At 68.3% G+C, this 10086-nt stretch carries 10 protein-coding genes and 1 tRNA gene; 5 read left to right on the top strand and 6 right to left on the bottom strand.

What is annotated here, in order from left to right; translation table 11 throughout:
- The first annotated feature begins 167 nt into the window (after window positions 1-167).
- Together ABD658_RS13685 and ABD658_RS13680 are read left to right on the top strand one after the other, a co-directional pair.
- Window positions 168-1345 (top strand): IS3 family transposase gene (locus ABD658_RS13685; protein ID WP_344685355.1). Its coding sequence is split into 2 segments (ribosomal slippage): window positions 168-452 and window positions 455-1345, totalling 1176 coding nucleotides; the frame shifts between segments, so codons are not numbered across the junction.
- 116 nt (window positions 1346-1461) lie between these two features.
- Window positions 1462-1782, top strand: a complete 321-nt coding sequence (locus tag ABD658_RS13680; protein WP_344685357.1) for a hypothetical protein — start codon at window positions 1462-1464, stop codon at window positions 1780-1782.
- 59 nt (window positions 1783-1841) lie between these two features.
- On the opposite strand, the gene ABD658_RS13675 is transcribed toward ABD658_RS13680, so the two are convergent.
- On the bottom strand, window positions 1842-2696 hold the full coding sequence (locus tag ABD658_RS13675; RefSeq protein WP_344685359.1) for a Cof-type HAD-IIB family hydrolase: 855 nt from the start codon (window positions 2694-2696) through the stop codon (window positions 1842-1844).
- A 267-nt stretch (window positions 2697-2963) separates the two neighbouring features.
- On the opposite strand from ABD658_RS13675, the gene ABD658_RS13670 reads away from it, so the two are divergent.
- Window positions 2964-3036: transfer RNA gene (locus ABD658_RS13670), tRNA-Ala, on the top strand.
- A 141-nt stretch (window positions 3037-3177) separates the two neighbouring features.
- Here ABD658_RS13670 and ABD658_RS13665 read toward each other — a convergent pair.
- From ABD658_RS13665 to ABD658_RS13650, 4 genes are all read right to left on the bottom strand, one after another.
- Window positions 3178-4407, bottom strand: coding sequence for an IS110 family RNA-guided transposase (locus ABD658_RS13665; RefSeq protein ID WP_344744802.1), 1230 nt, complete (start codon window positions 4405-4407; stop codon window positions 3178-3180).
- 468 nt (window positions 4408-4875) lie between these two features.
- Window positions 4876-5949, bottom strand: a complete 1074-nt coding sequence (locus tag ABD658_RS13660) for a sugar-transfer associated ATP-grasp domain-containing protein (RefSeq protein WP_344683279.1) — start codon at window positions 5947-5949, stop codon at window positions 4876-4878.
- A gap of 104 nt (window positions 5950-6053) precedes the next feature.
- Entirely contained in the window at window positions 6054-6830 is a 777-nt protein-coding gene (locus tag ABD658_RS13655; RefSeq protein ID WP_344683281.1) for a Pr6Pr family membrane protein, read from the bottom strand.
- Window positions 6831-7010: 180 nt separating this feature from the next.
- Entirely contained in the window at window positions 7011-7274 is a 264-nt protein-coding gene (locus ABD658_RS13650; protein WP_070162246.1) for a glutaredoxin family protein, read from the bottom strand.
- A gap of 373 nt (window positions 7275-7647) precedes the next feature.
- On the opposite strand from ABD658_RS13650, the gene ABD658_RS13645 reads away from it, so the two are divergent.
- On the top strand, window positions 7648-7995 hold the full coding sequence (locus ABD658_RS13645; protein ID WP_070162244.1) for a YciI family protein: 348 nt from the start codon (window positions 7648-7650) through the stop codon (window positions 7993-7995).
- A 10-nt stretch (window positions 7996-8005) separates the two neighbouring features.
- Window positions 8006-9304, top strand: coding sequence for an RNA polymerase sigma factor (locus ABD658_RS13640; protein WP_344683284.1), 1299 nt, complete (start codon window positions 8006-8008; stop codon window positions 9302-9304).
- A gap of 3 nt (window positions 9305-9307) precedes the next feature.
- Here the strand turns inward: ABD658_RS13640 and ABD658_RS13635 are convergent, their stop codons facing one another.
- Window positions 9308-10054, bottom strand: a complete 747-nt coding sequence (locus tag ABD658_RS13635) for a LysE family translocator (protein ID WP_344683286.1) — start codon at window positions 10052-10054, stop codon at window positions 9308-9310.
- Between the last annotated feature and the right edge of the window lie 32 nt (window positions 10055-10086).

The raw sequence follows: 10086 nt of genomic DNA, 5'->3' as shown, positions 1-10086 counted from the left end.
TCAGGGGTCGTGAAAGTAGGCTGGGACATCGTCGAGGTCTTCTGGATGGATTAGGTGTAGGAACCTCCATCATCGGAAGGCCTCGACTTCTATCCATGGGGCTGATGCAGGAACAGGTGACATCTGATGCTTAGCGCCGTGGGTGCTGGGCAGGAGAGGATGTCCCTATGGCAGGAAAGTACCCGGAGGAGTTCCGGGAGGATGTTGTCGCGGTCGCGAAGAACCGCGAGGCCGGTGTGAGCCTGAAGCAGATCGCTGCTGATTTCGGGATCAGCTACGCGACTCTGACGAACTGGATGCGCCAGGACGCCACCGATGCCGGTGAACGCGAAGGCCGCACCAGTGATCAGAAGGACGAGCTGCGTGAACTGCGCCGGCGTAACCGGTTGCTCGAGCAGGAGAACCTGGTGCTGCGCCGGGCCGCGGCGTATCTCTCGCAGGCGAATCTGCCGTCAAAAGGCTCTACCCGCTCGTAGGTGATCTCGCCGCCACCGAGGGTGTTCCTGTGGCGGTGACGTGCCGGGTACTGAAGATCGCCCGCCAGCCCTACTACCGGTGGCTGGCCAACCCCGTGACGGATCAGGAGTGGGAGGAAGCCCACCGACTCAACGCGCTGATCGATGCTCACCGAGAGGATCCTGAGTTCGGGTACCGATACCTCGCTGATGAAGCAGAAGAGGCTGGACACCGGATGGCCACCAGGACTGCGTGGCGGCTGTGCAACGCCCAGGGTGTGACTTCGGTGATCAGCCGCAAGCGCAGGGGCAAAGGCACCCGCCCGGGCCCGCCAGTCCATGACGACCGGGTGCGACGGAACTTCCACGCTGATGCCCCGAACCAGGTCTGGCTGACCGACATCACCGAACACCACACCGGTGAGGGCAAGCTGTATCTGTGCGCGATCAAGGATGTCTGCTCACGCCGGATCGTCGGCTACGCGATCGACTCGCGCATGAAGTCCTCACTGGCAGTGCGGGCGATCAACAACGCGGTGGCCCGCCGCGGGGTCGCCAACGTGGCCGGATGCATTCTGCACTCGGATCGAGGGTCGCAATTTCGAGCGAAGAAAGTCACCCGGGTGCTGGAACAGCACGGGCTGATCGGCTCGATGGGTCGGGTCGGTGCCGCTGGTGATAACGCGGCGATGGAGTCGTTCTACTCGCTGCTGCAGAACAATGTGCTTGACCGTGAGGTTTGGGCGACCCGTCAGCAGCTGCGGATGAAGATCGTCACCTGGATCGAGAAGACCTACCACCGAAGGAGGAAGCAGCAGGAGCTGGGCCGGATGACCCCGGTACAGTTTGAAGCCCACCTAATGGAGCAGGCCGTCACCCTGGCGGCCTAAGAGTGAACTGTCACCTGTTCCTGCATCAGCCCCGTTGCACAGTCAGGGGGCACAGTGGCGTGCGTAGCCACCACGCTCGGAATCGGCACCGTCGCAGCGGGGACGATCGTGGCCCTGTGCGGATCGTCCTGCTCCGTGCCGGCTACGCCCCCGACGGCGAAGATCTGCGCAGCCTGCATCGGTGGGATTGTCACCATCGCTGGATCAACCACCGCGTTCACTGTGATGGGGTGCTTCAATTGACACGAGCGGACCGGACATTCGTGGCCTGGCTGATCGGCCTGGTCGTGTCGACGGTAGTTCTGATGTTTCTCGTCGTCACGCTGTTCAGCTCGTATGACCCTTGGGTGCTGCTCGCCTCCCTGGTCACGGGTACCATCTATGTGACCTGCATGGCGGGGATGTGGATGACCAGGCCTTCGCTGAGGTCGAGTTAGTGCAGCTCCGAGCTAGGCCGTGTACGAACGTCCTGGATTGAACCCGCGGCTCTCTGCCCTCAGCACAGCGAACGGGCCCAACGGCTGAGGAACTCGGCGCCGGCGTCGTCATGGATGGCGCCGGTGTCCGAGGTCAGCACCGGGTGGGCGGTCTCCGGGATGCCGTCGGCGGGGCGGACGTCCACATGGCTGACCTGGTGGCCGCGCTCGTGCAGCCAGGAGGCCATCGCGTAGTCGGTGCGGGAGTCGCCCATCGTGTACCAGGCCTGCGGGCTGATGCCACGGGCCTGGAGCAGCTCCAGCGCCCGGGCGGCGCCGAGGTCCTTGCCCAGGCGATCGTGCTCGATGTCGGTGGAGATGATGGTCGGGTCGATGCGGACGTCACGGACCTGGTGCTTCTCCAGCAGGGCAGGGGCGGCGGCGTCGAACTCCGGCTGGACCGCCAGGTAGTCCTCGTTGGCGACGTCGGTGCGCTGCTCCAGGGAGATCATGGCCCGCTTGGTCTCGTCGAAGAACATGTGCCCGCTGAACCGCTCGGCCACCAGGGCGCGGACGTCGTCGGCCAGGGCGGCGGGCAGGCGCAGCTCCTCGTCGAGGTGGATCTCGCCCAGCCCCTCCGGGGTGACCTCGGCCCAGACCGCGCCCTTCTCGCTGATGGTGAAGACCGGAGCGCCCGCGTGCAGGCCCGCCTCGCGCAGCGGCGGGACCACCTGACGGGCGATGAAGTCGTCGGAGCGTCCGGTGTTGAAGATGACCGGGATGCCCCGGTTGGCCATGGCGGCCAGATCGCGGCCGATGGAGGTGATCGCCACCGTCCGCGAGACCGGCGAGGCGATGGGGCCGTCCACGTCCAGCAGCAGCCCGAAGGCAGGCTCGGCGACGACGGCGGGGGAGGGCGCGGTGGAGACGGTCATCCCACCAGTATCAGGGATTCAGGCCGGCTCAGCAGTGGCGGTGCTCACGCCCCGGGTGCAGGAACGCGGGTCGACATCGTGTGACGGTGCCCCTATGCGCTGGTGACCAGCGATGACGGCGGGGACAGGCGGTTCCCGGCGTCATCTGCCGTCCAGGAATTTCTGTGAGCGGCTCCGCGGTTATATCCTGGTGTGGTCGCGCGCGGCGATCTGCCGAGTTGATCTGCAGAAGGGCCGGTGCGGTGGCACAGGGTAGAAACTGCATACGGGGCTATAGCTCAGCTGGTAGAGCGCGTCGTTCGCATCGACGAGGTCAGGGGTTCGACTCCCCTTAGCTCCACAACTGAAGACGTCCGAACCCTGCCCCGCGGCGACGCCGGGCAGGGTTCGTTCGTTGCGGGCGCGTCTTCCTCGAACTCTTCGGCATCGATCCCTAAACTCCGGGCTGTCCTTCCCCCCGGGGGTGCCTCTATGGTTTTCGTCAAGCCGCGAGGGCGTGCCAGGTGCCGCCTCTGATGGTCTCGGGGTCTTGGTAGAAGGTGCCGTCTCGCAGCATGGCGTAGAGAGTGTCCAGACGGCGACGAGCCAGAGCGATGACGGCCTGTTTGTGAGTCTTCCCAGCGGCTCTCTTCTTGTCGTAGTAGGCCCGTGAAGGCCCGTGGTGCAATGAGGCGAAGGCGCTGTTGAACAGGGACGATTTCAGTCTCTTGTTGCCGCCGCGGTTGGCGAACTCCCCGCGGATCGATGTCCCGGAGCGCCGGGTCGTGGGGGCGATCCCGGCGTAGGAAGCGAGGTGCCCGGCAGTCTTGAAGTCCTTGCCGACGACCTCGGTGAGGATTCTAGCGGCGGTCCTGACCCCGATTCCGGGCATCGAGGTCAGGACCTGGGCAAGAGGGTGGGCCTCCACCAGTGCCTCGACCTGGGCCAGCACGTGGGCCCGCTGGGTGTAGAGGTCCTTCAGCTGGTTGGTCAGGATCGGGATGATCGTGGCCGCGGCCCCGGTGCCAGCGACCACCACGGTCTGGGCATCCAGGGCGGTGAAGATCGCCGCGGTGAGCCTCTCGGCCAGGCGAGGATTGTGCTTCTTGATCCTGTTGCGCACATGCCCCCGGCCAGCGGCCTTGAGCTTCTGCGGGGTCGGCCAGGCGGCCAAAGCATCAAGGACCCCGTAGTGATGCAGATTCGAGCCCACAGCCCGCTCGAGAGCCGGGTGGATCTGGGTCAGCAGCCCGCGCAGCCGGTTCCTGGCTGCGGTGGTCTGGCCCAGCAGGTCATCATCGAAGCCAGCCAGCACCGCCAGCTCGGCGATCTGCTCGTCGCTGGCGGCGATCTGCCGCAGCGCTGAGGGCATGGTGCGGGCTGTCTCGGCGATGATGAACGCGTCCCGGGCATCGGTCTTGGCCGAGCCGGCGTGCAGGTCAGTCATCCGGCGCATGGTCAACCCCGGCAGGTAGGCCACTTCGACCTGCTCCATCGTCTGGGCCACGGTGACAGGCAGCGCTCCGATAGTCGCTGGTTGGTCGACCACCAACAATGCTGGCCCGTGGTCCTTGGTGAGTTCGTTCAGCAGCTGCCGCAGCTTGGTCTCGTCGTTGGGCAGGGCCTTGTCGTAGACCTTCTCGCTGGTGCGGGTCAGTGCGGTGGCGTGATGTTCGGCTTTGACGACGTCGAGGCCGATGAACACCTCGACATCCTGCAGGATCCAGCCCATGGTCTTCTCCCGTCTCTGTGAACCGTGACGGCCACCGGTCGGGGTGCCGGGCCCGTCGCTGGCCGGATCCAGCACCGAGGTGTCGGTGTGGTCAGTAGGGCGGGTCATGCTCGGCATCCACGTTAGGAAACTAGCCCTCCGCCTGCCGGGGCAGGTTGGGGCTGTCGTGCCTCTATCAGCGATCCACGATCCACCCGTGACCGGCCTCTGGGTGACAACACCCCCCGGATCATGACTGCGACTGGGGGCAAATGATCATGCCCAGAGACCGGACCGGCCAACACTGCTCATCCTGCCGGAGAAGCAGCGCCCTTAGAAGCTAACGGGGGGAGAGAGAGACCCACGACGACCCACAGGGAGCGCCAGGCAAGCGCCCGTCGCCGCGGCCCCAGCAGCAGGTCGACGACTCGCTGATCGGGGGAGAGGGCTGCGCCAGACTGGGCGAAGATCGCCGCGGGCGCCTCCGTCTCAGTGAGGGACACCGGGCCGCCCTCCCTTCCGGCCGAGGAACTCCCAGCCCAACCCCGTGAAGCACGGCCCCGAGGTCGCTTCGGAGAACTTGATGTCGTTGTGCCCGTTGTTCCACTCGAGCACGTGGACGGAACCGTCATGACCAACGGTCAGGTCCCACCCGATCACCGGGGCCACCGGGAATCGCCCGTGCAGCCGTTCCACGGCCTCGCGGCAGGCGGCGTAGTTCGGCACCTCATGTCCGGCGAACACGGCGCCGGAGTCGGGATGCCGGTCGATCTCGAGCCAGTCCACCGAGTAGCCGATCGGGCTGAAGGCGCCCGTGGTCGTGTCGAGCAGAACGCGGATGTTCGAGTCCGAGGCGACATGGTCCTCCGCCTCCCGCCCGAAGCGCAGGTACGCATCCCTGAGCGACGGCTGCCCGTCAGGTTCGATGACCGTCGTCATCCGCAGCGTCCCGACGGAGCCGGACGCGATCTCGGCGAAGGCCTCGTGCTGGTGGATGAAGGGTTGGACCACGCCGTCGGGAAGGTCCCTCGCCGTCCGCGTGAAGCTCTCTCGATCAAGGATCTGCACGCCGCGGCCGCGCGCGCTCCCGTCAGCTTTGAAGGCCACTCGGTCGCCTCCGGCGAAGACCAGGTCGGTGAACTCCTCCAGGGATGCGCTCTCGTCGAGCGATGCGCTGAACAGCCGCCCCTTGACCACGTATCCGCTGTCGGGGATCTCCTTCTCGTGCCCGAAGATGCGGGCTGTCATCGACCGCATGTCGGAGAGCGCGCCATGTCGCCCCTCGATCGCGGGAAGGACCACGGACATGTAGTAGTCGTCGGGGATCCACCCGTCGCGGAACTCGCCGGCGATCGCGCAGTAGACGTACAGCCAGGCCGCATGGCTCTTGGAACCGAGCACATCGCCGGCGTAGTCGTCGGCCTGCGCCCTGACATGCCGTGGCACCGGGCCTGTCGCGGATTCGATCGATCGCAGCACCTTCGCCGCGTTCCGGCGGTTCAGCCGGGCCCGGACCTTCATCCTCAGGGCATCGTCAGCTTGCTCTATCGTGTCCAGGTTCATGCCGACTCCCTTGAGAGGTGTTGTGGTGCCGCGCCGTCAGCGGCTCGGCTCGATCATGGTCGAAGTCTCGAACCCCTCTCCAGGGAAGCCCCGCACCGGCGGTGTCACAGCCCGGGTCCGCGGCGCCCGCACCAGACGACGACGGCGCTGACGGCGATCATGGCCGCCGCGATGCCGGCCAGGTAGAGGATCACGCCCGGGTAGCCGGCCAGCGGCACCAGGTCCTGGTTGCCCGGATCCATGAAGGGGTAGGGGTACCAGAAGGGTGCGCCGGTGGCCGGATCGGTGACCAGCGGGCCTCGGACCATTGTGTAGATCGCCCACAGCAGCGGGAACGCCACCATCACCCACAGGGCGCGCCATGGCAGAGCGCGTCGGCGCGGCCCCAGCAGCAGGTCGGCGAAGACGAACAGCGGCACCACCATGTGCAGCACCTCGTTCGACCATGGCGGCGGCTCGCTGCCGGGGGGCAGCGGCAGATGGCGCAGCAACGTGTTGTAGACCGCCCCGGTGATCAGCACGCAGCTGGTTACACAGGCCAGCCCCAGGGAGAGCGCCGGCGGGTCCACCAGGGAGCCGCGCCGACGGATGAGCGGACGCAGCCCGGCCCAGGCCAGGAACACTGCTGCCGCTGAGTTGGAGAGGATGGTGAAGTAGCTGAAGAAGTTCCCCACCGTGGCGCCCAGTGCCCGGTCATGGGTGAGGGCGCCGTCCAGGGCGGCGGCGAACTGCGCGACCACGGCCGCAGCGGCGAGCACGGCGACGAGCACGCGCATGGCGGACCAGAGGATCATGCTGGTCGGCAGGCGGCGCAACGGGATCCGCGACGCCGTCGGCGCGCGCGGGTCTCCGCGCTGAGTCATCGTCTCGGTCTCGGCCACCCGGTGAAGTCCTTCCCCTCGCCATGCCCCGCCGACGCCGTCAGGCTCACCGCCGGACGTCCGACGCACGGGTGGTCATCCGACCATATATAGCGCATCAGTGGCTCGGGGGCCAGGTCTGAGGGCTCGCCGTTGGGCCGTCAGTGGAGGTCGGGCTCCGCGGCAGTCCGCTGCGACGGCTCAGATGATCCGCAGCTCCCGCAGCTTGGCGGCGACGTCGTCGTTGCTGGGCTCCACGTGGTGGGAGCCGTCCGGGTAGACCACTACGGGGATGTTGGTGCGCCCGGAGATCTCCCGGGCGACGTCGGCGGCGGCCACATCCTGCTCCAAGTCGATGTACTGGAAGTCGACGCCGAGGCCGTCCAGCTGCGCCTTGGTGCGGCGGCAGTCACCGCACCACTGGGCGCCGAACATGCGGATCGTGGCGGGGGTCGTCTCGGTCATGGCGGGTCCTCTCGGGCGATGCGGTCGGCGGGATGCTGTGCCGACGTCCACTGCTGCAGTGATGTCCACAGGGGGAACCATCGGGCGTGCAGCAGGATTCCCGGGGCGGACATCGGGTCGAGCACGGTCGCTGTCCCTGTTCCAGGGATGCGACGCCGGACTGAATCGCTTCAGTGGACGGCCTCGTGCCTGCAACGGGGACACAGATCGGAGAGCGTGAGAGGAACCCCGAGAAAAACTTCGCCCGGATCTGTCGATCCCGGCACACCCCGTGCGTCAAGATGTTGTCGGACCATCCGGTGCGACGTCCTTCGGCTCGCGTCGCGTCCCTCCCCGGGCCGCGGTCCACGGCCGACAGATATGAGGAGTCACTATGAAATATGCACTGCTGCTGATGGGTCGCACGGATGACGCCGGCTGCGGCGAGCACGGAGGCGCGGACCCTGAGGAGTTCTTCGCCTTCGACAAGGAGATCACCGAGGCCGGCGTCGTCGTCACCTCTTTCGCCCTGGAGGACCCCGAGCACGGGGTGCGGGTCGCCAGTGACGACGACGGCGCCCGGGTCGTCACCTCCGGCCCCTTCGCCGAGGTTCAGGAGTTCGTCGGCGGCACCTACATCATCGAGGTGGCCGACATCGACGAGGCCATCGAGTGGGCCCGCCGCAGCCCCGGCTCTGCCCCGGGCGGACATGTGGAGGTCCGCCCTGTGGCCCCCTACTGAGCCGCCTGCCGTGACAGCCCCGCACATCGGTGGAGCGGATGCCGCGCACCGGGCGATCGCCGGCCTCGGCCGGGACGCCCGGGCGCGCATCCTCTCCGCCCTGGCGCGTCGGTTCGGAGACCTCGACCTCGCCGAGGACATGCTCCAGGACGCCATCGTCCAAGCGCTGCACAGCTGGTCCGAGACGGGCGTGCCCGCCGTTCCGGAGGCTTGGCTGACCACCACGGCGCGCCGCAAGGGCATCGACTCCCTGCGCCGGGGCAGGGTGCGGGCCGCCGCGCTGCCGCGGCTGCGGGTGGAGCAGGACCGCGGTCCCGTCCCTGAGGCGCTGGAGGACCCCGCCCAGCAGGACTACGACGACGAGCATGCCGAGATCCCGGATGAGCGCCTCGGACTGTTCTTCGCCTGCGCTCACCCCCTGCTCGCCCCCGAGGATCGCATCGCGCTGACCCTGCGGTTCCTCGGCGGTCTGAGCTCTGCGGAGGTGGCGCAGGCGCTTCTGGTGCCCACTGCGACCATGCAGCAGCGGCTCGTGCGGGCCAAGCGCCGCATCCGCACCCTCGGCATCGCCTTCACTCCGCCTCGACGGCAGGATCTCGGGGCGCGGCTCGTCGGCGTGCAGCGCGTCATCTACCTCCTCTACACCGAAGGCTTCGTCGCCACCGGTGGAGAGTCTCACACCCGGGAGGACCTCACCGGCGAGGCGATCCGCCTGGCCCGGGTGCTCCACGGACTCATCCCGGGCTCCGCCGAGACCACCGGCCTGCTGGCCCTGCTGCTGCTCACTCAGGCCCGGCGTCCCGCCCGGCTGGCCGATGACGGGCGCCCGGTGCCGCTGGCCGCCCAGGACCGGGCCCTGTGGGACCAAGCGCTCATCCGCGAGGGTGTGGCCCTCACCGAACAGGCGGCCGCCTCTCCTGGCGCAGGGCCGTACGCCATCCAGGCGGCCATCGCTGCGGTGCATGCCGAGGCGCCCGCCGCAGAGTCCACCGACTGGGCACAGATCGCGGTGCTCTACGACATGCTGCGGACCCACGACGACGGCCCGGTGGTCCTGCTCGGTCGGGCCGTCGCGCGAGGCAAGGCTCGGGGCCCGGAGACGGGCCTGCGAGAGCTGGATGCGCTCGCCGAGGATCCGGTCCTCTCGCGGTTCCGGCCGTTCCACACCGCCCGGGGGCTCACGTTGGAGCAGCTGGGGGATCACGGCGCCGCCGCAGCAGCGTACCGGCGCGCCCTCGAGCTGCCGGGGAACCAGGCCGAGGAGGGCTTCCTGGCCGCCGCCCTGGCCGGCGTGGAGGGCGAGGCCTGAGGCTCACATCAGCTGAGGCAGAGCCGTGGCGACCATATAGACGCCCAGCCCGCCGAGCACCGCCCCGCTGATGGCCTGGATGCCGTGGGTGACCGCCGGCCGGGCCAGCCAGCGACGGGCGGCGTCGGCCAGCACCACGACGGCGATCAGGTAGAGGAAGATGCACAGCGCCACCGTCCCGCCCAGGGCGAAGGTCACCTGCGGCACGCTCATCTCGGCCGAGGTGAACTGCGGGAACAGGGCGATGAAGAACAGTCCGGTCTTCGGATTCGTCAGGCACGTGGTCACCCCGGCCAGCAGCGCGGTCCGGTTCCGGATCCTGGGCGGCGCGGCGACGGCCACCGCCCCCGACGGGCCGACGGCGGCGTCGTCGTCGGTCCTGGCCGGCTCGGCGTCGGCCCGCGGGCCGTGGGCATGGGTGGCAGGCGTGACCGGAGCGGAAGTGGCCGAGAGGGACGCGCGGGCCGCCCGCGCGGCGTGCAGTGCCCGGGCACCCACGATGATCAGGTACGTGCCGCCCAGCAGGGTGAGTCCGTAGTAGGCGGTGGTGGAGCTGCGCAGCGCCGCCGCCACTCCGGCCGCCGCCAGCGCGGCCCAGGCGAAGATCGCCACGGAGGATCCGGTGGCGGCCAGCAGGCCGGGGCGACGGCCAGCCATGGCATAGCGCAGAGCCAAGAACGTGTCCGGTCCCGGAGTGACCGCCAGGATCGCGGCGACGCCGAGAAAGGCCAGGTAGCTGCTCAGGGTCACGATGTCTCCTCGGGGGCGAACGGCCAGCCTCA

It is taken from the genome of Nesterenkonia aethiopica (genome assembly GCF_039534665.1).
GTDB lineage: Bacteria > Actinomycetota > Actinomycetes > Actinomycetales > Micrococcaceae > Nesterenkonia > Nesterenkonia aethiopica.
This window is presented reverse-complemented; position numbering and strand designations above follow the sequence as displayed.

What these genes read in the sequence shown, in the direction of transcription:
- ABD658_RS13675 (WP_344685359.1), bottom strand. Translation starts at nt 2,696, where the DNA reads ATGACCGTCTCCACCGCGCCCTCCCCCGCCGTCGTCGCCGAGCCTGCC.
- ABD658_RS13665 (WP_344744802.1), bottom strand. Translation starts at nt 4,407, where the DNA reads ATGGGCTGGATCCTGCAGGATGTCGAGGTGTTCATCGGCCTCGACGTC.
- ABD658_RS13645 (WP_070162244.1), top strand. Translation starts at nt 7,648, where the DNA reads ATGAAATATGCACTGCTGCTGATGGGTCGCACGGATGACGCCGGCTGC.
- ABD658_RS13660 (WP_344683279.1), bottom strand. Translation starts at nt 5,949, where the DNA reads ATGAACCTGGACACGATAGAGCAAGCTGACGATGCCCTGAGGATGAAG.
- ABD658_RS13650 (WP_070162246.1), bottom strand. Translation starts at nt 7,274, where the DNA reads ATGACCGAGACGACCCCCGCCACGATCCGCATGTTCGGCGCCCAGTGG.